The sequence below is a fragment of the Sinorhizobium sp. FG01 genome (assembly GCF_002531875.1).
Lineage (GTDB): Bacteria > Pseudomonadota > Alphaproteobacteria > Rhizobiales > Rhizobiaceae > Sinorhizobium > Sinorhizobium fredii_C.
The window spans coordinates 1-21,737 of the sequence record NZ_NWTB01000017.1; the positions used below are offsets into that span (position 1 = coordinate 1).

The 21,737-nt window shown below is 61.7% G+C and carries 18 protein-coding genes and 1 pseudogene; 4 read left to right on the forward strand and 15 right to left on the reverse strand.

All coding sequences use genetic code 11. The features are described from left to right. Positions 1–358: 358 nt before the first annotated feature. The 3 genes from CO656_RS24025 to CO656_RS31435 form a co-directional block, all read right to left on the reverse strand. Positions 359–805: a hypothetical protein gene (locus tag CO656_RS24025; protein ID WP_097527397.1), complete on the reverse strand. Its 447-nt coding sequence runs from the start codon at positions 803–805 to the stop codon at positions 359–361. A gap of 11 nt (positions 806–816) precedes the next feature. After that, positions 817–1,185, reverse strand: coding sequence for a hypothetical protein (locus CO656_RS30355; RefSeq protein ID WP_179864834.1), 369 nt, complete (start codon positions 1,183–1,185; stop codon positions 817–819). A gap of 62 nt (positions 1,186–1,247) precedes the next feature. After that, positions 1,248–1,814, reverse strand: coding sequence for a hypothetical protein (locus tag CO656_RS31435; protein ID WP_037421107.1), 567 nt, complete (start codon positions 1,812–1,814; stop codon positions 1,248–1,250). A gap of 276 nt (positions 1,815–2,090) precedes the next feature. On the opposite strand from CO656_RS31435, the gene CO656_RS31310 reads away from it, so the two are divergent. Together CO656_RS31310 and aac(6') are read left to right on the forward strand one after the other, a co-directional pair. Next, positions 2,091–2,402 (forward strand): hypothetical protein, encoded by a 312-nt coding sequence (locus CO656_RS31310; protein WP_337441768.1) that lies wholly within the window; start codon positions 2,091–2,093, stop codon positions 2,400–2,402. Further along, positions 2,372–2,824, forward strand: coding sequence for an aminoglycoside 6'-N-acetyltransferase (aac(6'), locus tag CO656_RS24045; protein ID WP_097527399.1), 453 nt, complete (start codon positions 2,372–2,374; stop codon positions 2,822–2,824). The genes CO656_RS31310 and aac(6') overlap by 31 nt, the downstream gene beginning before the upstream one ends. Positions 2,825–3,137: 313 nt before the next feature. Here aac(6') and CO656_RS24050 read toward each other — a convergent pair whose 3' ends face one another. Then, a complete protein-coding gene (locus tag CO656_RS24050) occupies positions 3,138–3,629 on the reverse strand; it encodes a GNAT family N-acetyltransferase (protein ID WP_097527400.1) in 492 nt (163 codons plus the stop codon). Positions 3,630–3,949: 320 nt separating this feature from the next. On the opposite strand from CO656_RS24050, the gene CO656_RS24055 reads away from it, so the two are divergent. Further along, on the forward strand, positions 3,950–5,485 hold the full coding sequence (locus tag CO656_RS24055) for a winged helix-turn-helix domain-containing protein (protein ID WP_097527462.1): 1,536 nt from the start codon (positions 3,950–3,952) through the stop codon (positions 5,483–5,485). A 300-nt stretch (positions 5,486–5,785) separates the two neighbouring features. On the opposite strand, the gene CO656_RS29880 is transcribed toward CO656_RS24055, so the two are convergent. Next, positions 5,786–6,058, reverse strand: coding sequence for a phage integrase N-terminal SAM-like domain-containing protein (locus tag CO656_RS29880; RefSeq protein WP_141471741.1), 273 nt, complete (start codon positions 6,056–6,058; stop codon positions 5,786–5,788). A 228-nt stretch (positions 6,059–6,286) separates the two neighbouring features. Then, a pseudogene (locus CO656_RS30975) lies at positions 6,287–6,406 on the reverse strand (tyrosine recombinase xerD); the annotation flags it as partial. Positions 6,407–6,569: 163 nt separating this feature from the next. On the opposite strand from CO656_RS30975, the gene CO656_RS24070 reads away from it, so the two are divergent. Then, positions 6,570–8,069, forward strand: coding sequence for a winged helix-turn-helix domain-containing protein (locus CO656_RS24070; protein ID WP_037415821.1), 1,500 nt, complete (start codon positions 6,570–6,572; stop codon positions 8,067–8,069). Between the two features lie 52 nt (positions 8,070–8,121). Here the strand turns inward: CO656_RS24070 and CO656_RS29885 are convergent, their stop codons facing one another. The 9 genes from CO656_RS29885 to CO656_RS24115 all read right to left on the reverse strand — a co-directional run bounded on the left by CO656_RS29885 (position 8,122) and on the right by CO656_RS24115 (position 21,523). Then, entirely contained in the window at positions 8,122–8,448 is a 327-nt protein-coding gene (locus CO656_RS29885) for a hypothetical protein (RefSeq protein WP_103452585.1), read from the reverse strand. A 66-nt stretch (positions 8,449–8,514) separates the two neighbouring features. Beyond that, positions 8,515–8,913 carry a hypothetical protein gene (locus tag CO656_RS24080; RefSeq protein WP_097527402.1) on the reverse strand — a complete coding sequence of 133 codons (399 nt, stop codon included), beginning with the start codon at positions 8,911–8,913 and terminating at the stop codon, positions 8,515–8,517. 28 nt (positions 8,914–8,941) lie between these two features. Next, positions 8,942–12,052, reverse strand: a complete 3,111-nt coding sequence (locus tag CO656_RS24085) for an efflux RND transporter permease subunit (RefSeq protein ID WP_097527403.1) — start codon at positions 12,050–12,052, stop codon at positions 8,942–8,944. 29 nt (positions 12,053–12,081) lie between these two features. Beyond that, positions 12,082–13,650, reverse strand: a complete 1,569-nt coding sequence (locus tag CO656_RS24090; RefSeq protein ID WP_097527404.1) for an FAD-dependent monooxygenase — start codon at positions 13,648–13,650, stop codon at positions 12,082–12,084. Continuing rightward, positions 13,647–14,789 (reverse strand): efflux RND transporter periplasmic adaptor subunit, encoded by a 1,143-nt coding sequence (locus CO656_RS24095; protein WP_097527405.1) that lies wholly within the window; start codon positions 14,787–14,789, stop codon positions 13,647–13,649. The genes CO656_RS24090 and CO656_RS24095 overlap by 4 nt, the downstream gene beginning before the upstream one ends. A 446-nt stretch (positions 14,790–15,235) precedes the next feature. Beyond that, a complete protein-coding gene (locus CO656_RS24100; protein WP_097527406.1) occupies positions 15,236–15,865 on the reverse strand; it encodes an isoprenylcysteine carboxylmethyltransferase family protein in 630 nt (209 codons plus the stop codon). Next, positions 15,862–18,981 (reverse strand): efflux RND transporter permease subunit, encoded by a 3,120-nt coding sequence (locus tag CO656_RS24105; protein ID WP_097527407.1) that lies wholly within the window; start codon positions 18,979–18,981, stop codon positions 15,862–15,864. Before CO656_RS24105 ends, CO656_RS24100 begins: the two co-directional genes overlap by 4 nt. Further along, positions 18,978–20,078 (reverse strand): efflux RND transporter periplasmic adaptor subunit, encoded by a 1,101-nt coding sequence (locus CO656_RS24110; protein WP_097527408.1) that lies wholly within the window; start codon positions 20,076–20,078, stop codon positions 18,978–18,980. The genes CO656_RS24105 and CO656_RS24110 overlap by 4 nt, the downstream gene beginning before the upstream one ends. Continuing rightward, positions 20,078–21,523: an efflux transporter outer membrane subunit gene (locus CO656_RS24115; RefSeq protein WP_097527409.1), complete on the reverse strand. Its 1,446-nt coding sequence runs from the start codon at positions 21,521–21,523 to the stop codon at positions 20,078–20,080. The genes CO656_RS24110 and CO656_RS24115 overlap by 1 nt, the downstream gene beginning before the upstream one ends. Between the last annotated feature and the right edge of the window lie 214 nt (positions 21,524–21,737).

The window sequence follows — 21,737 nt, forward strand, 5'->3', positions numbered from 1 at the left end:
CCGTGCTGCTGATCAGCGGGCGCTTTGCTTGTGTGAATACTCGAGGACCGAGCAGAAACGAAACCTGACGATCGCCATTCGGCGCCAACGGCGGAGGCTGCGGTTCCTCGCAGCTCTCGCTTTTCTGTAATTCTTCTGGTGGTAGACATCGCAGCGGCGGAGTGGGCTTCGCCTTGGCGGTTACCGTCGCTTCAGGTCACCTGCAGATTAATTAAGCCAAGAATAATCCGATCATCGTCGCCGCGAAAATAGCGATCACCGCAGTAAGCGCGATTGACAACATGGTCCGCTGGTCAGAACTCATTCCAGTTGCTCCGTGGTCGATGATAGCAAAAGAGCAGTGCGAATCAGTTCGCTGTCATTGCTCCTCTGGCAAAGGGATGATGACTTTTGACTTGCTCTTTGTCGGCTTTTCGCCGGGCACATGCGACATGGTCTTCGTTCTGCTCTGCAATTCGTCATCTTTGACCGTGGTCTTGGTCTGCGACTTGCTGAATGTGCCTTGGTCCATGGCTTGTGCCTTTGCCTTTCCTTGCAATTGGTTTGGGTTCTCCTTTACCGTCGTCCGGCTTTTCGCCTTTCCGTCCGCCGAAGCGGCGCTTCCACCTACGCCGATGGATGAGGTGGTGCCGTTATCGGTATTGCATGTGCCGGCCGTGCCGACCGTACTTGCCGAAGTTCCGCCGGCTGCAGCGCTCCCGCCAGATCCTACGGTCGCAGCCGTGTTGCATTCTTGAGCATGGACCGGCATTGCTGTGGTGACCCCAACAACGACGTAAATTCTAAACAGAGTTCTCCCAAGCATGGCAGCGCCTCTCACTTCTTCGGCTTGATGATTGCGCAGGTCCCGTCCGACCTGCGCGTTACGGTCGTCCCATCCGGGCGAGTAACGCTTGCAGTGGCATAGCTCTCTCCAGTGGACGATCCTGCTGTCACCGACGACCCGGCGCTGCTGGCTGATCCACCACTTGCCGTGCTTCCGCCGACCGTCGTGGATGAAGATACGCTGCCCGATCCGGCAGTAACCGAAGTCGAAACGCCACCGTCTGATGATTTCTGCTCGATAACCGTGCAGGTCGAACCATTGTCCAGCTTGATTTCTTCCGCCATCACGGCACCTGGTGCGATGATGGCCATTACGCCCATTGCTGCGAGTAGGTTGATTGCTGATGAACCGGAGGTCATTGGCCTCCTCCTGTCACAAAAGGCGCTGGCTCGGAAAACTATCCAAGCCAGCAGATTTAAAGTTAGCAGGACGGCCGCTTACCCTTCGAACCATCCTTCTTGGCGAGACCGGGAGGACAATCCTTGTTGCTCTCATTGTCCTGGGCGGAATCCCTGGCACTGTTGTCGTCGCCCGTTACGCTACCTGTCGTTTCGCCCGACGTTGAGCCACCGGTACCCGTCGTCGAATTCGCCCCGCCCGTTCCGGCGGCGGAACCGCCAGTTCCGACCGAGCTGCTGGTGGACCCGCCACCTGCCGAGGAACCGCCAGTACCAAGCGTGGAAGCCGAGCCGGCGTTACCTGAACCTGCCGCGGATCCGGCCGTACCGACAGAACTGCTTGATGTGCCGCCACCCGCCGAAGAACCACCCGTCCCGAGCGTTGATGCGGAGCCGGATTGGCAATTGGTGGTGTTCGGGTCGCAATTGCCGCCCGCAGAGCTGCCGCCCGTTCCGACGGTGCTGCTCGAGGTGCCACCGCCCGCGCTGGTGCCGCCCGTTCCGACCGTACTACTCGACTGTGCGTAGGCGCCCAGAGTGGTGCCTGCAAGAAGGCCCGCTGCGAGGGCTGCCCTTATGAAATACCGCATTCGGAGTTCCTTTCCTCACGTTGAGAGACTCGAGGCTGCAACCTGCCCTTCAAACTCGAACGATCACAACCTGTTCCGGCATAGGACTTCGGACCCTGCAGGCACCCCGCCAGAGGTCCGGTCGCCCATCAGTCTTTGGTCTGAAGGAGTGATGGGGAAGCGTGCTGTATTAGCGGCGCGATCGCCCGCAGACGGTCTCGCGGCCCCGGTCGGGATCTTGATCTTTCCGTTCATCCCGGTGGGATAGAAGCCGCCCTTGGAACCTCGCGGCCGCTGCTGGCGGCAAGGAGGAGGGGTGGGCTTGCCTATGTCGGCGGTTGCGCAACCGGCTGGACATGCGCGGAGTCGGCCAAGCTGCGCGAATTGCTCGAGGCAATCCGGACGGATTCGCCGGCGGTGAACCTGAAGAAGAAGAGGGCCGTCTTTGTCGAGCCTGTGCTGGTCGCCAACAGCGTTCATTGCGGCCGTCGCAGAACCGTCTATTCTGCGACGTTGCAAAAGTCAGGCAAACAAGGGTCGCTGCAATCGGGAACTTCGCGACCAAAGAGAACCACAGTATGGAAACGATTATCGAGATTGGGACCATAAAAGATATCGAGTCGTGGGCGGAGCTTCGCGTTGCGCTGTGGCCGCATCACTCGCTCGAAGATCATCGAGCTGAGTTGAGCCGGGCGTTTCTTTCAGAAAGTGGAGAAGCCGTCGCGTTCATCGCTCGAAATGCTGAGAATGAAGCTGTCGGGTTTGCCGAGGCCACTTTGCGACATGATTATGTGAATGGATGCAGCAGCTCGCCCGTTCTATTCCTCGAAGGAATTTATGTTCGGCCCGTTGACAGGCGAAAGGGTATCGCACGACTGCTTTGCAATGCCGTTGCCGATTGGGGAAAGCCGTTTGGGTGTGTCGAGTTTGGCTCTGACGCGCTGCTTGAGAATTCAGCCAGCCATGCGCTCCATGCCGCTTTAGGATTTGAGGAGACAGAGCGCGTCGTGTTCTTCCGAAAGCCACTTTAGGCCGGTGTTGCCCTTCCACAAGGATGGTTCGCCGCACAGATCCTAAATTTCGCGACAAAATCGCGGAGCTGATTTTTCAGTAAAATTCTGTCGCAAGAATACCCTTGCAAACGTTGGAATCTCGCGACGGACTTTTGCGACAGGTTCGATGACCGGAACGTGCCGACTGCCTCCATGTCCCTGAACCGCCATCATAAACTCACGGTTGACTGAGAGGTCACCTAAGCTCCTAATTTCAGCTATGGGCTCCAAAGCTCGCTCGCCTCTGGGGAACACGTAGTCTCTCATCTGCTGCTGACGCAACCGTCCGCATTCACAGCCGCTTGGCCATCCAAAGGTGCGGCTGGCCCTCGTCCTCGTAATCGACATCGCTGATCTGCGTATAGCCCTGCTTGGCGTATACATCCTGCGCGTATTCCTGGGCATGCAACTTCACCAGTTTAGCGCCGGCCTCGCGCGCGGCCTCGTCGCTCGCGGCAATGATCACACTCGCCAAACCCCGGCGGCGAAACGCCGGCATCACGGCTACGCGGCCCAGCAGGTACGTCTCCCCTGCCGTCACGCCCTCATCGAACGTGCATGGGGGCGACTGAGGGCTCTCGGGCGCGAGTGCGCGCTGAACTAGCTCGGGAAACAGGCGTGAGCACCCGGCCAGCTCGCCATGGATATAAAGCGTCACGTGCACGCAGGAAGGGTGGTCGTCGATGCCGTCGAACTCATTCTCATAGCCCTGCTCTTCTATGAAGACAGTGCGCCGCACCGCAAAGGCGTCGTCACGCGCTTTGGTCTTGATCTGCGGAGACATGGAGGCCCTTCATCCGTCGGTTCGCTTGCGCGCCATCATATCGGCAGGCAAACCATGTCACCCATATTTCCTGATTGTATCGTTTCGGCGCGCCCTAGTCAGTTCGTGGTTCGTCCGCTGTTGGCGCATCTGGGCCGCTGAACGCGACACCTGGAAGATGCCTAGGGCTCGTCCTCGTCCCCTGGCGTAAGGGTCGATTTTACGTGTTGCCTTTGGATGTCCTACAGTCTGTGATGCCGAACGAGCTCGTTCGGCCGCATAAGGTCTTGGTCGCTTCAACGACATTCCTATGGCATTGTGTATAGGCTATGGTTCCCGGCATGGTGGAGCCGCTGTATGCCTTCGGTGACTTCGTGCTTGATCCCGGCCGCTCTCTGCTGCAGCGGAACGGCAAGGCCGTCGTTGTTGGTCACCGCGGCCTTGCGCTCCTTCAGGCGCTGCTGGAGGCCCGAGGAAAGGTCCTGTCGAAGGCCGACCTGATAGAGCGATGCTGGCCGAATACGGTCGTCGAAGAAAGCAATCTTACCGTTCAGATCGCGGCCTTGCGCAAGGTGCTCGGCACGGCTCCTGATGGCCGGGAATGGATCGCGACCATACCGCGCACTGGCTATCGCTTTGCGATCGCATCCGCGGGCGAAGGAGGCATGGCAGTGATGCCGGTAAGGCCAACACTCGCGGTTCTACCCTTCACTAATCTCGAGGGTAGTCCTGACCAGGGTTACTTCGCAGACGGCGTGGTGAACGACCTCATTACGGCGTTGAGCCGCTTCAAGAGCTTCGCAGTGGTCGCCCGACATTGCTCGTTCGGATACAATGGAAGTCTCCCGGACGTGCGCTTGGTCGCGAAAGAACTCGGGGTGGGCTATTTGCTCGAAGGCAGCGTAAGACGGTCGGGAGATCGATTGAGGATTGCGACGCAACTCGTCGACGGCGGCAGTGGGATACACCTCTGGGCGCAGAGTTTCGACGGCCTGGTCGGCGACCTTTTTGATTTCCAGGACCGGATCACCGAAAGCGTCGCGACGTTGATCGAACCGCATATCCAGACGGCAGAGATCGAGCGGTCGCGTCTGGCTCGGTCGGGAAGCATCGCGACCTACGACATCTATCTGCGAGCTCTGGCAAAGATCTCGACAGAGTGCGAAACCGACAACGCCGAGGCGTACGCGCTCCTCATGAAAGGCCTGGAGGCGGAGCCTGACAATGCCCTTTTGCTCGCGCATGCGGCCTGGGCCCTCGAACATCGTCACACGATGGGCTGGGCACCGCTCGGCAGGGACGACGTGGGAGATTGTGCGGCGCTCGCGCGCCGCGGCCTCGAACATGCAGCGGGAGACGCGATGGTGATGGCGCATTGCGGTGTCGCGTTGCTCCAGACAGCAAAGGACTACGACTGGGCTGTGGCGGTTCTGCAATCTGCGGCAGAAGCCAACCCAAAAAATCTGATGGTCCTGGTCAGGGCCGGCCTTGCGCATCTTCATTGTGGGAGCCTTGATGAGGCGCTCGCCCACTTCCATCGGGCCAACCGTTTGAGTCCCGGCGATCGGGGCGCCCATTTTTCGCTTTGCGGGATCGCGGACGTGCACCTGATCCGCGGCGAATACGCCGAAGCTAAATCCTGGGCTGCTCGCGCACTCGCAAGCAATCCCAACTTTGACCCGACCCTATGGGTGCTGATCGCTGCCAATGCCCATCTCGGCCGCATAGAGGAAGCGCATAGCTATCTGCGTGCGCTCAAGCGCATTACTCCGGCAGTTACAATTGCCCGCATCGAGGCCGGACAGCCTGCCAAGGACCCGACGAGGATGGCTGCCTTGCTCGAAGGGCTGCGGAAGGCGGGCCTCGAGGAAGGCTGACGATTTAGAAGATTTCGGAATTTTTCGAAGGGAGATTTAGGACAGAAAGAGCCTTGTTGATCGAGCCTGCTCTCACACCGCACAGAGGACGGAGCAGATGCTTACCACTTTCACGATCCTTTCCCGAGACCAAGGCAACATCCATATCCCGTCTCGCGACCAGCATCGCGAGCAAGCTGAACCGTTAAATGAAGGCGTCGTGGAACCGACCAACGGCCGATGGAAGCTTCGGAATATCGCCAGCACTATCGTGAGCCTTCCCAGCCGACTTCTACTCGGCGGCTCCTCACGTGCGTGTCCCTAAAAGTCTCGGCCCAGAACGCGTGACAGGCTTGGCCGAAAATCGTGGCGACAGAGGTCACCTCTCGAGCTCTTCTGATGCTCCTGCGCACCACCGTGCAGTTGGTAGGCGCTCAGGTCATCGGGTGTCGCCGGATCTGGTGATCGCTTGAGAAACCCGGCGACATTCTTGATCGCCCGAATATGGGCTTGCTGGGCTTTGTCGCCCAGTCCACGGATGCGTATGTCTTCGATCATCCGCTCGCGTAGCGGGGAGGTCCTATCCTCCGTCATGCAACCTCCTGTCTGAAGATTGAGAACACCCCAATCGTCAGCCAGGACCGCAAAACCCGCAAACGCACGGCGTTCAGTTCATTGCTGCACCCTCACCACAGGCGCCAGTGCCGCGCGAGCGGCTTCGTCCTTAGCTCGAATTTGGACTTCCGCGTAGCAAGATGGCGGCGCTTCTCTTCGAAGCGCCGCCATTAAGTACTACAGCTCGACCTGCTCAGAGATGGCCATGTGCGCCGCCTTCGTCCGTCTCATCGAGTGCGTGCCGTAGCGCTTCGGATCAAGTCCGATGCTCAACACCCAACTTTCGACGACCCTGCTATATTGCCGCGTCGACAGATGCGGCAGTGCGCAGGCCCAAATCTCGGTAAAGAAACTCACTCCCGAAGGGCCATCGACTTCATTGATTTTCCCGCGGTGACCGAAGACGTCGGCGGTGGCTGGTCAACCAACGCGCTTTGTGTCTGACATCCGTTGCCTTTTCGGAGTATCGTCTTCCAATTGAGGGATCCGCATGCCGGAATCAACCGTCTCAGTTTTCCGGTTCGGCAGCTTTACGCTGGACCTGGCCCAAGGCACGCTGCGGCGGGGCGCCGACCCTGTCTTCCTGCGGCCCAAAGCCTATACGATCCTTGCCCATCTTGCGGAAAATTCAGGACGCGTGGTTCCGAAATCCGAGCTAATGGACGCAGCCTGGCCGGGGATATATGTTACGGAGGATTCGCTGACCCAGTCGATCAGGGAAATCCGCAAGACGCTCGGGGAAAGCATGATCCGGACAGTGTCGAAACGCGGCTACATGCTCGCGGTCGGCACGGAGGAGATGCCGGACCTGTCACGCCAGCCGATCGTCGCCGTACTACGCTTTCGAAATGACAGCGGAAATCCGACGGACGACGCGCTCGTCGATGGTTTTGCGGAGGACATCATATACGGTCTCGCACGCTTCGGTACCTTCACGGTGCTGGCGCGCAATTCGAGTTTTTCCTTTGCTTCCTACGTCGCTCCGGAATGGCAGCAGATCCGCGCGCGCATTGGCGCTGATTATGTGGTCGAGGGCTCGGTCAATCGACATGGCGACCGCATCGCCGCCGCTGTCAGTCTCGCCGATGCGTCCAACGGAACCCAGCTCTGGGGCGAACGCTACGTGACCGAAGGGACCGGCCTCTTTATTGCCGAAAGCGATATCGTCGAAGCGATCGTCGGCCGCTTGGTGGCGCGCGTCGACAATGCCGGGCTGCAGCAGGCCATTCGGAAGCCCGTCACGAGCCTTGCCGCCTATGAACTGGTGCTTCGTGGCTTTGCCTTGCTGCGCGATCCGGCTCAGAGCGATTTCCAGGGGGCGGAAACCCTTTTCCTCGCAGCCTTGGAAAAGGACCCGAATTACGGCCTCGGCCTTGCCTACCTGGCGCTGTCGCGGATCGTCATCGCCGAGTTCGGGCGCGCCAGCCCGGTAGTGCTGGCAGAGGCGCATGATCTCGTCGAGCGCGCCGTGGCGCTCGCGCCGGATCAGTCCCCCTGCCGACGCGTGCAATCCCTGGTGAGACTCTACATGCGGGAACACGAGGCGGCGGAGCGCCACCTCAGGATCGGCTTGACGCTCAATCCGTACGACGCCGACTCGATCGAGCAGATGGGCTATGTGCTGACAATGCGAGGACGTCACGTCGACGCGCTTGGTTGGCTCGACCGGGCGATCCGCATCGATCCGCTGCAGCCGCACTGGTGCCAGTACGACCGCTCGCTCGCGCTCTATCTGATCGGCGAGTATCGGGCGGCAGCGGAGGCGCTCGAAATGGCGACGCGGCCGGCGCCGTGGATATCGACGCGGCTGGCCGCCTGCTATGCCCAGCTCGGCCGGATCGAGGACGCAAGGCGTCAGCTTGCCAGCGCCAGGGAACGCGACCCTTCTTTCTCCCCGCTCGACTACACCAGGAGCGGCATACCCTTCGAGCATCGCGGCGATGCCGAGCATCTGACAGACGGGGTTCTGCTGGCTCTCGGCAGCACCTGAAGCCAGCATAGACCCGGTAGGTCCGTCGAGCGCCACCGCCGCGTGAGCCAAATCAATCGATCACGACCACCACATAACCTCTCCGGTAGGGTTGATAAAAGGCGCTGCCGCACCGCCAGACAGGGGTGCCGTTGACATATGTGAGGGCGCAGCCGGTGGGGAGTGCCGCAACGGTGACGGCCGTGCGGCGGATCACGCGGCGCGTGGTGCGGCGGGTGACGCCGGCAACGCTTACCGGCGTCAAGGGGCGCCCAATGCGGGCCTGGGCGCTGCCGACGAAGGAAAAGGCGGGCGGGAGCCCCGTCAGATCGGTCAACGCGACCGTAAGGGCGATCGCGATCCCAAACGCGCGGGAGGCGTGAAATTTTGCTCCAGTCATTGAAGGTTCCTTATCCGGGTTGGTCGGGTTTATTCCGGAAAATGAATTCGCAGGGTTGAGCGCGGATCAGCGAGCGGCCACCTCCCAGCGAACGGCATTGAACGCGGCGAGATGGGCGAGGACGAAGAAGCCGTGCAGGCCGGCAGTCATGTAGCCTGCTGCAAGCGTTCCGGTCAGAATGAAAAACTGCCAGAACAGGAGATTGGCGGTGCCGAGCAGTAGGTGCACCGCTGCCCCGACGACGTGCAAACTGCTCCCCGCTCGCCACAGCATCACCCCGAGTATGAAGGCAAGACCATGGGCTTCGATGAAACCTATTGCGGCACCGGGCACCCCGTTCAGGAGCAGCGCTTCCGGCCCTCTTGCAAGAAAGGAGCCCGCAATGTCGACCGTCATGCCGCCGGTCGAAGCAATGAGCAGGAAGGCTGCGTCAAAGCGTAGGAGAAAATTTCTGTAGGCAAGCATGTTGATGTTCCTTCGGAGTGCGTTTCACTCAATAGGCCGAGATCGGCATGGGCTGGGCCGGCGGCTTGATGGCCAGTTCATGCAATTTTTGCGAGCTTGGCTCTGGCGCCTTGATCCGGAACCAAGCGACATAAAGCGTCGGCAGGAAGACTAGCGTGAGCAGCGTCGCCACCACCAAGCCGCCCATGACCGCGTAGGCCATCGGACCCCAGAACACCGTCGGCGCAATTGGGATCATGCCGAGAATCGCCGCGGCGGCAGTCAGCAGGATGGGCCGCAGGCGGTGTTCCGTGGCGCTGATCACCGCCGACCAAGGCTCCTCACCGTCGGCGATGTGCTGGTCGATCTGGGCGATCAGGATCACGGAGTTGCGGATCACCATGCCGATCAAGCTCATTACGCCAAGGATCGCGACGAACCCCATCGGAGCCCCGGAGAGAAGCAGCGCCGCGGCAACGCCGATGAGGGCGAGTGGTGCCGTCATGAACACGAGGATGAGGCGCTGGAAGCTCTTGAGCTGAACTATCAGCACCGTAGTCATCAGCAGCAGCATCATCGGGAAGACCACGTAGATGCTGGTCTGCGCCCTGGCGCTGTCCTCCATGACGCCGCCGAGCGCAATGTGGTAGCCGTGCGGCAACCGCCCTTCGAAGGCCTTGATATCGGAGTCGAGTGCCTTGACGATGGCAGTCGGGTCACTGCCGGGCGTGACGTCGGCCTGGACCGTGACCGTGGGCACGCGGCCGCGGCGCCAGATCAGTGGCGGCTCCGTCGCATAGGCGAGGGTGGCCACATGGGCGAGCGGGATGCGCCGCCCACCGGAGGCGGTGACGGTCAGGTTGCGGAGCGTGTCGAGCTTCGCCCGTTCCTCCGGCACGGCTCGCGCGACAATATCGATCAGGTGGGCGCTGTCGCGCATTTGCGTGATCGTTGATCCGCTCAGCACCGTGTTGATCGCTTCCGAGAGCTGCTGCGAGCTGATGCCGAGAGCCCGCGCGCGATCCTGGTCGACCCTGACCTTGATCACCTTGGCCGGCTCGTTCCAGTCGTAGTTGATGTTGCGGACATGCGGGTTGGCGCCGATCACCTGGGCAAACTCGTGCGCGTAGCTGCGCGTCGCGTTCATGTCGGGCCCGGATACGCGGAACTTCAGCGGCCAGCCGACGGGCGGGCCCATTTCGAGCGGCGTCACGCGAGACATGACGTCGTCGAAATCTTCCGAAAGCGCCGCCTCCAGCCGAGCGATCACGCCCTGGCGGACTCCGGGCCCCTTAGTCACGACCACGGCCTGGGCGAAGAAGTCGTTCGCAAGTTGGGCGTCGAGAGGCAGATAGAACCGCACCGCGCCCTGACCGACATAGAACGTCCAATGTTCGATGTCTGGATCCTTTTTCAGGATCTCTTCCACACGGCCGACGACCTGGCGCGTCGCATCGATGGAGGCGGTGCGGGGCAGGGTAAGGTCGACCATGACTTCGGGCCTGTCGGACTTTGGGAAGAATTCCTGCGGCACGAAGTTCATCGCCACCACTGCAAGTCCGAAGAGGCCGGCAGTGGCACCGAGCACGGTCCACTTCGCCCGCATGGACTGCTCCAGCACGCGACGGAACCAGCGGAGCATGGGTGAGCTTTCGTGCGCGCCATGTGTCGCGATGCGCTCCGGCAGGATGGCGACGCCGGTAAGCGGCGTAAAGAGCACGGCGACAACCCATGAGACGATCAGCGCGATGCCCACCACGGCGAAGAGCGAGAAGCAGTACTCGCCGGCGCCGCTCTTGGCGAAACCCACCGGAACGAAGCCGGCAATCGTCACCAGAGTGCCTGTCAGCATCGGAAATGCCGTGGATGAATAGGCGTAAGTGGCAGCGGAGACCCGATCGTACCCCTCCTCCATCTTGGAGATCATCATCTCGACAGCGATCATCGCGTCGTCGACGAGAAGACCCAATGCGATGATCAGGGCGCCGAGCGAAATGCGCTGCAGCGAAATGCCAAAGTAACCCATCAGCACGAAGGTGATCGCCAACACCAGGGGAATGGCCACCGCCACGACGATGCCCGGTCGCCAGCCAAGGGCGAGGAAGGAAACCGCAAGCACGATCGCCACCGCCTCGGCGAGGCTCTTGGTGAACTCGCCGACAGATTCCTCGACGATGCGCGACTGGTCGGCGGTCAGCGAAAGTTCGACACCGATCGGCAGGTCGCGCCTCAATTCCTCGACCTTTTCCTTCAGGTGTTCGCCGAGCGCGAGCGCGTCGCCACCTGATGTCATCGAGATGGCGATGCCGATCGCCGGCTGTCCGTTGAAGCGGAATAGCGGCTGCGGCGGGTCGGAATAGGTGCGCTTGACTTCGGCGACGTCTCCGAGACGGAAGTACTTGCCGTCGGTATAGAGATTGATCGCCTTCAGGCTTTCTTCGGAGGTGAACTCGCCGGAGACGCGGATAGCGATGCGTTCGGGTCCGGCGTCGACGGTTCCGCTAGGCTGAAGTGCATTCTGCGCCTGCAGACCCTGCGAGATAGTGCCTACGTCGAGTCCGAGCGCCGCCACCTTCTCCGTCGAGAACTCCAGATAGATCTTCTCGTCCTGCTGGCCGATCAGATCGACCTTGGCGACGTCCGGAACCTGCAGGAAATCGGCCCTGAGGCTGAGCGCCAGGTCTTTCTGCTCACGATGCGACAAGCCGTCCGCGGTCAGTGCATAAATTAGTGAATAAGTGTCGCCGAACTCGTCATTGTAGTTGGGACCCATCGCGCCGGAGGGCAACGTGGACTTTATGTCGTCCATCTTCTTGCGGACTTGGTACCAGAGAGGCTGCACCTCGGCCGCCGGTACCGTGTCCTTGAGGTTGACGAAGACGACGGATTCGCCAGGCTTGGTGTAGCTCTTCACGTAGTCGAGGTTCGGGAGTTCCTCCAGCTTCTTCTCAATGCGATCGGTGATTTGGTTGACGGTGTCGACGGCGGTGGCACCCGGCCACAGGGTCTTCACCACCATCGTCTTGATGGTAAAGGCCGGGTCTTCTTCCCGCCCCAGGGTCGAATAGGCCCAGAGACCGGCAAGCGCGGCCACCACCATCATGTAGACGACGATGCTTTTGTGGCGCAGTGCCCAGTCGGAAAGGTTGCAACTCGTCATGATATTCCTCCCACGATAAACCACCGGCGCTAGATCGCAGCGAGCGAGCACAAGCGCTCGATCGTCGACGGTTCGACGTGCCTCGGTTTGATTGCATAGGTCTCGAGGAAGCGCTCGAAGGCAGTTGCGTCCTGCTTCGCGACGATCGCGATATGGCCGTCCGGCCGCACGAGATAGGCCGTGTTCCTGACTATTCCGACCCGGCATGCCGCGGTGCTCCAGTCGAAACGGTGAAGCGGGATGCCGGCGAGCGAAATCGCTGCGCCGAACGCCGGCTCGACCTCACCATAGACATGGACCTGCCAGTCGAGGGTGGTGAGACATGCATGGTTATCGCCTTGTCCAAATGGCACCCATGGCAGCCGGTCGCCGCCCTGGACAGCACCGGAGCGGCCGGAGCTGAGGGCGCTGTTTCGATAGGTGATGCCGGTCTGAGAGATGAGCGCGAAGAAGGCGCGGGAGCCGATCTTCGTGCGGGTGATCGCCGAGATCACCTTTGCCATTGCGTAGCGCCGCCACAGCCCGAGGAGCCAGGAGCGACCCGATACGAGCTTGAAGGCCTGGTCTGTGCTCTTGATCAGCACGCGGGCGAAGGCGAGGCGCTCGGTCTCGTAGGTGTCGAGCAGTGAAGCGGCGGCGCGACCTTGCAGCACGGCTGCGAGTTTCCAGGCGAGGTTGACGGCGTCGCCAATGCCGGTGTTCATCCCTTGGCCGCCGGCAGGGCTATGGATATGTCCAGCATCTCCGAGCAGAAAGGCACGGCCGACGCGGAACCGCTCCGCGACGCGATGGTGCACGCGATAGGTCGAGAACCAGTTGAGCGCCTTGATTGCAATGCCGGTGTGGCACTCGATTTCCGGTCGAAGGGCTTCAAAGGTGATGACAGGGTCTCTTTGATGCGCCTCCGGAACCACGCCGATCAACCTGATGCTGCCAGTCTGCCGCACCGGCATGACCAGGGCGAAGCCGTAGCTGCCGAGGCAGACGTCCATGCCGTTCCGCGTCACTTCTCCTTCGCCGTCGACATCGGCGACATAGAAGGACTGGTCGTAGGTGCCGCCGGGAAAGCCGATTCCGAGGGCATGGCGAACGGTGCTGCGCGCGCCGTCGCAGCCGCAGACGTAGCGGGTCTTGAAGGTCCTCTCGACGCCCTCGCGAATAGTCGTGACGGTCACGCCGTCATTCTTTTCCTCGAACGCCACAAGTTCGGTCTGCCGTTCGATGTGGACACCGGCCTCCTCGAGGTGAGCCATAAGCACGCGCTCATGGATGTCCTGCGGCAGCGCGAAGGCATAGGAATAGCGGCTGACGCCTTCGCCGAACCTGCTCAAGGGGATGATGGCGCTTACTTTCCGCGGCGTGCGGGCGGTCAATTGCTCGAGGCGGATGCCGGCCTCGAGCACGTCATCGACGACGCCGATCTGCCGGTGGAATTCGAGCGTCCGAGCCTGCACGGCAAGGGCGCGCGACGTTTCGCCGGGCCCGGCCGACTTGTCGATGATGCGGATGTCGACGCCCAGGCGAGCGAGCCAGAGGGCAAGGGTCAGGCCCGTCGGCCCGGCGCCGACGATCAGGACTTCAGTATCGAGAGCGTTCATTTGCCGTCTCCTTCGATGCGGACTTTCTGCCGGTCACGCAGCCGGCTAACGCCGGCCGTAACGACAATGTCTCCCTTGGTCAGACCGTCGCTCACAACGACACGGTCGGGCTCGTAATGGGCAACGACTATCGGCTTCAGCGCGACCGTGTCGTCTGCGCCCACAACCCAAACCGCGGGCTCGCCACGCAGATCGAACAGGGCACTTCCGGGAATGGTGACAACCGGATCGCCGGGCCGCTCCACCCGGCCGGCCACGCTGGCGCCGAAGCGCATTGCCTCGGGCGCATTTTGCAGCGCCACTTTGACCTGATAGGTGCGCGTCGCCGCATCCGCCATCGGCGCGACCTCGCGCACGAAACCGAGGACGGCAACGGAAGGATCACTGAGGAGCGCGATTGTGATCCGAGCGCCTGCCCTCTCGGCCGGGTGGGCCGCGAACATCGCCTCGGCGATCGAGAAAACGGCGTCCTTGTTGGCCGGATTGGCAATACGCGCGACCATCTGCCCGACATTGACGACCTGGCCTTCCTCAGCGCCCACGGCGGTGATGATGCCGTCGAAATCGGCCCGGAGTTCGGTATAGGCGAGCTGATCCTTGGCCATGTCGAAGGCGGCAGTCATCGCCTCGAGCTTGGCGACGGTCGAACGCAAGTTCTTTAAGGCAGCATCGTGATTGGCGCGCGTCGTATATCCGTGCTCCAGCAATCTTCTGATGCGAACCTCGCTCGCCCGCGCCTCGACGACGGCGGCCTCGGCCGCCTGCTGATCGGCTTTGGCGCTTCTCAGGCGATTGCGATATTCCTGATCATCGAGCCGTGCGAGCACATCGCCCTTCCTGACTTTCGCCCCGACTTCGACAGTTCGCGACACGAGCTTGCCGGAGAGCCGGAAAGCAAAATCGCTCTCGCGCTGCGGACGGATTTCCCCGACGGCGCTGTTGCGGACGGGCATCGCCCTGGGCTCTACCGTCAGCGTCCTGACGATCCGGACTTCGCGCCCGTCCGAATTGCCCGTCGTGACGACGTTGCCGTCGCTGCTGTTTGCGTTGGACCAACCAACGAAACCGGCCGAGGCAAGGCAAAGCGCAATGGTAGAGAGGACCAATGAACGGCGGCTTTTGATGCGGCTATTCGGCATATAACCCCCAAGAGAGGCTGTCGCCGGTCATTGCTGTCCGGCGTTACACCCCAAACGATCTGGAAAACTGAGGCGCTCTGCGCACCTTGCGTCATCAGTTATCGCCGGAGGGTAGGACCGAAATCCCGATCGGAATCTGAAAAAAATCTGATGTCTTCATGAATGGCATCAGGAGGGACGGGAATGCCAATAAGCGCGCTGGCAGTGGAGGCAGCGGTTTCGGCAGTTGAACGCATTTAGGTCCGCCACAAGGTGCAGAACGGACGATTGCCAAAAGATAGTTGATCGACCGCAACGGGTCGATCGGTCCGGTTCAGGGTCACGTCGCAGTCGGGTGGACAGCGGAAGTCGGACGACGGGAGCTGAATGGGCATGATGCGCCAAGTTCTGGCCTTGAAGCCGCCCCTGCACGTGACACGGGGAGGCTTTGGGCGTCCGACGGCTGATTAGGGTAAGGTGACCGCGGCCAACAAATAGCCTTGGCTGTGGAGGTACTCGAAGAACTCGGAAACCGGCACGAGCGCCACAATGAAGAGTGCGTCGCGCACGGTCACTCGTAGCGCTCTGGGCGAAAAGCTCCGTTCCGGGCCCCATTGGAAACCTGAAAAGTCCGGCCAAAACAGCGGCGTGCCACGGGCGTAGTCGTCGAATTCCTTACCAAAGACGCGCGACAGATATGCCGCCTCTCGGTTCGCGGTATACAAGAAAATGAAATACGCCAGAATGGTAAAAAATGCCGCTACCATAATTGAACCGAACACCAGACCAACTCCGAAGATCGCCATCAGAGAAAAGAAGTAAAGGGGGTTGCGGGTGATCGAGTAAGGGCCTTGGGTCACGAGCTCGGCGTTCTTTCTTCCGCCCACGTAGAGGATCGACCAGATCCGGCCGATCACCCCAACAATGACTAACAAGGTACCGGCCTGCTCAAGAATACTTTCGAGCAGGCTATAGCCTGGGCGAACGGGGCGACTGACGAGATTGAGGATCACGAAGGCCGTCGCGAGCGCCCAGAGCAGCAGAATTCTCACCTTCTGTCTGAATGGCCGTTCCGGCCGTGTTGCAGAGTGGGTCATTGATCTACTTCCGTGTAAGATTTGAATTTTTTGAGAGGAATTGAGCAGGTAAACGGTCCTTCCTCTAGTCTTCCTTGGAAGATCCGCTTGAGAAGCAGCAGGAAGTCGTCGACGAGGGTGAAGATGATGGGGATGACGATGAGGCTGAGTACCGTGGAGGTCATGAGGCCGCCGATGACGACGATCGCCATCGGTTGACGGAAACTCGCATCGCCCCCGCTAAGGCTCACGGCCACCGGAAACATGCCGCCGCTCATGGCGATCGTCGTCATCACGATTGGGCGGGCTCGCTTATGGCAGGCATCGACGAGGGCGTCGAACCGAGACATGCCGCCGCGCCGCCCCATAATCGCGTATTCGACGAGCAGGATCGAATTCTTCGTCACGACGCCCATCAGCATGAGTAGGCCGATCACCACCGGCATCGAAAAGCTCGTGCCGGTCAGCACCAGAGGCAGCAAGGCACCCCCCAGCGACAGCGGAAGCGCCGTCAGGATCGTCAACGGCTGGAAGAAGTCATGGAACAGCAGAACCAGCACGGCATAGATGCAGAACACGCCGATCGACATTGCGATAGCGAAGTTGTCGAAGAGTTCGGAGCTTCGCTGCAGTTCCCCCTGTTCGACAAGCTTGACACCGTCCGGAAGGTTCTGCAGGGCGGGCAATGCCTGCGCCTCGCGAAAGACCTCACCGAGGATGCGGCCGTTGAGTTCGACCGACAGCGTGACGTTTCGCAAGCGGTCGATGCGGCTGATCTGCGACGGGCTCCCGTCGACGCGGATGTCGGCGACCGAGCCGAGATCGACGCTGCCCCTGACGCCGGCCACATGCAGATTGGCGATGTCGTCGAGTGCCGTCCGGTTTCTGGGATCGAATCGGACGCGGATCGGAAGCTGGCGCTGTGGCAAGTTGAGCTTGGCGAGCGCGGAAGAATAATCTCCGTTCGTTGCCACGCGGACCGCCTCTGAAATCGCTTCCGCCGTGACGCCGAGGGCGGCGGCGCTGTCGAGATCCGGGACGATCTGGATTTCCGGGGCCTGGAGGGAGGCACTGGAGGACACCGCGCCGATGCCCTGGAGGGTGCGCAGTTGCTCTTCGAGCGTTGTGGCCGCCCGGTCGAGTGCATTGGAATCGTCGCTCGCGAGCGTGATGTCCAGCGTCGTGCCATTGCCGCCCGTGCCCACCTCGACCCTGGCGCCTGGAACAACGGCAAGCGCCTGCCGGATGTCGTTTTCGATCTCGGCCTGCTTGCGGCTGCGTTGGCCGATCTTCTTTAGGTCGACGACGAGTGCGGCGGTCGCCGTGTCGATTGTCGCCGAGGAAGCGATAAGGTCGCCTGACGAGGCGCTACCGACCGCGGAGAACACGCGTGTGACGTCCGGCAGATCGGAAACGATATCCGCCGCTCGCCGTGTGGTCGCGTCCGTTTGTTGGATCGTACTGCCGGGTTGCAGTGTCAGGGTGACTTGCGTCTGCGCGTCGTCCGACGGAGGCAGGAAACCGGTGCTGAGCATGGGAATCATCGAGAGGGAGAGCCCGAGGAACAAGCAAACGCCGAGAATGGTCGGCTTGCGATGATGCAGGCAGGTTTTGACGACGGTCATGTAGGCACGCATGATCCGGCCATCCTTTGCCTCGACGGGGTGCGCCTTCATGATGTATGCGGCCATCATCGGCGTGAGCAGGCGCGCGACGACCAGTGAGGCGAGAACCGCCACGGCTGCCGTCACGCCGAACTGGCGGAAGATCAGGCCTGGAATGCCGCTCATGAAGGCGGTCGGCAGGAAGACCGCGACGAGCGTCAAGGTCGTGGCGATGACGGCAAGGCCGATTTCATCGGCAGCTTCGAGCGCAGCCTCCTTCGGCGGCTTTCCCGTTTGCAGATGGCGCGCGATGTTCTCGATCTCGACGATGGCATCGTCGATGAGGATGCCGACCACGAGCGAGAGCGCGAGCAGCGTGACCGTATTGAGGCTGAAATCCGCCAGATACATTACAAGGAAGGTCGGAATGACCGATAGCGGCAGCGCCACCGCCGAGAGAAAAGTCGCCCGCCAGTCGCGCAGGAAGAGCCAGACCACCACGACCGCGAGAATCGCGCCCTCGTAGAGCATGTGCATCGAGCCAGCATAATTTTCGACAATCGGCCCGACCGTGCTATAAGCCTCGACGATCTCGACATCGGGATTGGAGGCAGCAAAATCCTGCATGGCCGCGTCGATGGCGGCCGCAACCCCCGTGTCCGAAAAGCCGTTCGATCGTTTGACCTCGACAGCGATCACGGGTTCGCCATCGAGATAGGCTATCGACGACCGGTCGGCAAAACTGTCCGTCACTGCGCCGATCTCGTCCAGCCGCACCAACACGCCGCTCGGAAGCGGGATCGCGAGCGCCTTCAGTTCCTCGATCGAGGAAACCGCGCCGAGCGTGCGTATCCCCTGCTTGCCGCCGCCGATCTCGGCCCGGCCGCCCGATGTGTCCGACTGCACGGACTTGAGCTGTGTGGAAACTGTCGCCGCGCTGAGGCGGAGCGCGCTCATGATCGGGGGGTCGAGGTCGATGTGCACTTCACGGTCGATGCCGCCGATCCGGCTGACCTCGCCGACGCCGGGTACGGAAAGCAGGGCTTTCGTCATGTCGCTGTCGACGAACCAGGAGAGTTCCGTCTCGTTGAGGCGCGTGGAGCGCACAGCATAGGTGAGGAGAGCGGAGCCCTGCACCGTCGCCTTGGTCACGCCCGGTGCCTGCATCTCGGAAGGCAGGTCGCCGCTCGCGCTGTCGACGGCATCGCGCACCTCGCTCAATGCTTCCTCGCTGCTCTTTCCGAGCTGAAACGAGACATTGATGGTGACGCTCCCGTCCGAGACCTTCGTCGTGATGTGGTCGAGGAGGCTCAGTGAGGCGAGCCTGTCTTCGATCTTGCGCGCGACGTCCGTTTCGAGCTGGGCCGGTGCGGCACCTTCAAGCGTGGCACTGATCTGAATCGTCGGCAGGTCCATGTCGGGAAAATTCTGCACCGCGAGCCGGTCAAAGGCGAGCAGGCCGCCGACGGTCAGCAGGATGAACAGCAGGATGGCGGGAACCGGATTGCGGATCGACGAGGCGGAAAAGTTCATCGGGCTTCTCCCTCTTCGAGCTGAACGAGCGCGTCACCGACCACGCGGACGAAGGCCTTGTCTGAAAGGAAAGCGCCGCCCGCCATCACGACCTCGGCCGAGCGGTCGAGGCCCGAGAGGATCTCCACTTCGCTACCATTGCGGCGGCCGGTTTCCACACGAACGCGGGAAGCGCGCTTATCTGCGTCCACGGTGAAGACGTAAGAGATGCCGTCACGCAGGATAAGCGCCGTCTCGGGCACGGTTAGCGCCGCCGTGGTGTCAAGTTCGATCTGACCGGTGACGTAAAGGCCGATGGGAGGGCGCGCCTCCTGCGGCAGCGCCACATAGAGGAGTGCCCGTCCGGTATCGGTGCTGACGGTCGGGCCGACGAGCCGAACTGTCCCTTTGACGCGTCGGTCACCGGGACCGACGAACGTAGCGGCCAGGCCTTCCTTGATGCGCGGCAAATAGCGTGCAGACACTTCCGGCTGCCATTCGACGCGCTGTTGGCGGATCATGCGGAACAGTTCCGTGCCGGAGGAGACGACCGCGCCAAGCTGGGCCGAGCGGGATGTGATCAGCCCATCGTCCGCGGCCAGGATGGTTGTCTTGGCAAGCTTGATCTTTTGGCTTTCCAGCGAGGCTTCGGCGGATTCGACACCGGCGATCGCCGTCTGCTCGGCGATCAGGTATTCGTTGATCTTCTCATCCGAAAGCGCGCCGCTTCCCTCCACCTTGCGTGCCCGGCCGGCATTCGCCCTCGCCTTGGCGAGGTCGGCCCTGGCGCTTGCCAGCGCCGCCTCCTGGTAATGCAGTTCAGCGCGCACCGATTCGTCGGCAAGTCGGCCGAGGGGCTGACCTCGAGAGACGACCGATCCGACATCGACAAGGACATCGGTCACACGCAGGCCATCGATCTCCGCAGCGATGACCGCCTCGTGCCATGGTTTCAGCCAGCCGCTGGCCGGTATCGTCTCAGGCCACTGGCGTTCTGCAGGCTTTGCTACGGCGACGGTAAGCGCTGCTGCCTCGTTCTGTTGCGCGAGCACAGGCGCCGCGGCCGAAACGAGCTTCACACCGAGGAAAAGGGCAACAACAAGGGGTTTCGCTCGCATCAGAGCTGATTTCCTTTTGATTTTTTCTGGAGAGTTCCGGAGGCCGCGGCGCTCGTATTCCAGCCGCCGCCGAGTGCTTTGTAGAGTGCGATCCAGTAGCGTACCGAGTCGCGGCGGATCTCGATGAGCGAGAGTTCTGCCGACTGCGCCGACCGCCGGGCGGTCTCACGGTCGAGAAGGCTCGCGCCGCCCGCTTTCCAGTTTGAATCCACGGCGTTGAAATAGGCGCGGTAGTTGCGCGCCGCGACCGTCGCGTCGCCGATGCGCCGTCGCGTGCTGTTGATCCGCACGAGCGCGGCTTCGACTTCGGCGACTGCATCCAGCACGCCTGATTTGTAGGCGGCCACTGCCAGATCGTAGGCGGCTACCGCGCTTGCCACCGCCGCGCGGCGCGAACCGCCGTTGAAGAGCGGGATTGAAAGGGCCGGGCCGAAGGACCAGGGCGCCGAAGTTCCCGTCAGCGAAGAACTGCCGATCGTCACGGAGCCGCCGAGGCTGAGGCTCGGATAGAGGTCTGCTTTGGCCGCTCCGACCTCGGCGAGTGAAGCGGCGACCTCGAGTTCCAGCGCGTTGATGTCAGGGCGTTGCCGCAGGGCATCGGCTGGCACGGCCGCGACGCTGAAGGTCTTCGGCGTCGGAATGTCCGACCAGCCTTTCGCCAGAAGATTGCGCACACGAGGCTCGTCGCCGCTGGTAAGGCGGGTGAGTAACTTGATGAGAAGTTCGCACTCGGCGCGCTGCGCAGTGAGTGTCGAGGCTGAGGCCGCAGCGCCCGCCCGGGCCAGTGCAAGGTCGCTGCTCGACGTGAAGCCAGAGGCCGCCGCCGTCTCGGTTGCCCGGATCGTCTCGCGCTGCGAGGCTACTTCGGCAGTATAGGTACGCTCTAGCTGCCGACAGGCACGGTATTGCACATAATAGTCCGCCACCTCGGCGGCGAGCGATACGCGCGCGCCGTGCCAATCGGCGATCCTTTCGTCAACCCTCAACCGTGCTGCCTCGCTTTTCTGCCGCACTTTGCCGAACAGGTCGAGCTCCCAGGCGGCGTCGAGGCTGCCGCTCGTCATCGTGGAGGCCGCAGCTTCGCTGGCACCGTTGCCGCCAGCGCCCGAGCGCGCGAGCGAAGCCGAGCCGCTGAGCCCCGGAAAGAGGTTCGATTGTGCGGACGCCAGCGTGGCACGGGCGCTCTCGATCTCAGCTGCTGCGGCTTCCAGGCCGGGGCTTTTGGCTTGTGCCATTCCGACGAGCGTTGTCAGCGACGGATCGCTGAAGGTCGACCACCAGGACACAAGATCACTGGTCCGGCCGCCATGCGGGAAAGTCGCATGCCAGACATTTGCTATCTCAACGTCGGGTTTCCTGAGATCGGCTACGACCGTGCAGCCTGAGACGACTAGGCAGGCCGCAATGCTGCCGATGTCGACGATTCTACGATGGGCCGCCTTCATTTACTGCACTCACAATCCCTTACTTTCCTGCACGGGATGTAGCGGATCGAATGTGAGGCGGGGTCGAAGATCGATTAAGATAGATTAAGTTTGATGTCGGGCGGTACCGGGCAGAAAGGCACTCCGGGCTCCAGAGTTACTCGTGCAATCGTATTATCCGCCGTTGCTCCTGCGGATGCGGCTTAACAACTCTTAACAAGAGGAAACCCAAGCC

Coding starts and splice junctions, on each gene's coding strand:
- CO656_RS24025 (WP_097527397.1), bottom strand. CDS start 805: ATGCTTGGGAGAACTCTGTTTAGAATTTACGTCGTTGTTGGGGTCACC.
- CO656_RS30355 (WP_179864834.1), bottom strand. CDS start 1,185: ATGACCTCCGGTTCATCAGCAATCAACCTACTCGCAGCAATGGGCGTA.
- CO656_RS31435 (WP_037421107.1), bottom strand. CDS start 1,814: ATGCGGTATTTCATAAGGGCAGCCCTCGCAGCGGGCCTTCTTGCAGGC.
- CO656_RS24050 (WP_097527400.1), bottom strand. CDS start 3,629: ATGTCTCCGCAGATCAAGACCAAAGCGCGTGACGACGCCTTTGCGGTG.
- CO656_RS24055 (WP_097527462.1), top strand. CDS start 3,950: ATGGTGGAGCCGCTGTATGCCTTCGGTGACTTCGTGCTTGATCCCGGC.
- CO656_RS29880 (WP_141471741.1), bottom strand. CDS start 6,058: ATGACGGAGGATAGGACCTCCCCGCTACGCGAGCGGATGATCGAAGAC.
- CO656_RS24070 (WP_037415821.1), top strand. CDS start 6,570: ATGCCGGAATCAACCGTCTCAGTTTTCCGGTTCGGCAGCTTTACGCTG.
- CO656_RS29885 (WP_103452585.1), bottom strand. CDS start 8,448: ATGACTGGAGCAAAATTTCACGCCTCCCGCGCGTTTGGGATCGCGATC.
- CO656_RS24080 (WP_097527402.1), bottom strand. CDS start 8,913: ATGCTTGCCTACAGAAATTTTCTCCTACGCTTTGACGCAGCCTTCCTG.
- CO656_RS24085 (WP_097527403.1), bottom strand. CDS start 12,052: ATGACGAGTTGCAACCTTTCCGACTGGGCACTGCGCCACAAAAGCATC.
- CO656_RS24090 (WP_097527404.1), bottom strand. CDS start 13,650: ATGAACGCTCTCGATACTGAAGTCCTGATCGTCGGCGCCGGGCCGACG.
- CO656_RS24095 (WP_097527405.1), bottom strand. CDS start 14,789: ATGCCGAATAGCCGCATCAAAAGCCGCCGTTCATTGGTCCTCTCTACC.
- CO656_RS24100 (WP_097527406.1), bottom strand. CDS start 15,865: ATGACCCACTCTGCAACACGGCCGGAACGGCCATTCAGACAGAAGGTG.
- CO656_RS24105 (WP_097527407.1), bottom strand. CDS start 18,981: ATGAACTTTTCCGCCTCGTCGATCCGCAATCCGGTTCCCGCCATCCTG.
- CO656_RS24110 (WP_097527408.1), bottom strand. CDS start 20,078: ATGCGAGCGAAACCCCTTGTTGTTGCCCTTTTCCTCGGTGTGAAGCTC.
- CO656_RS24115 (WP_097527409.1), bottom strand. CDS start 21,523: ATGAAGGCGGCCCATCGTAGAATCGTCGACATCGGCAGCATTGCGGCC.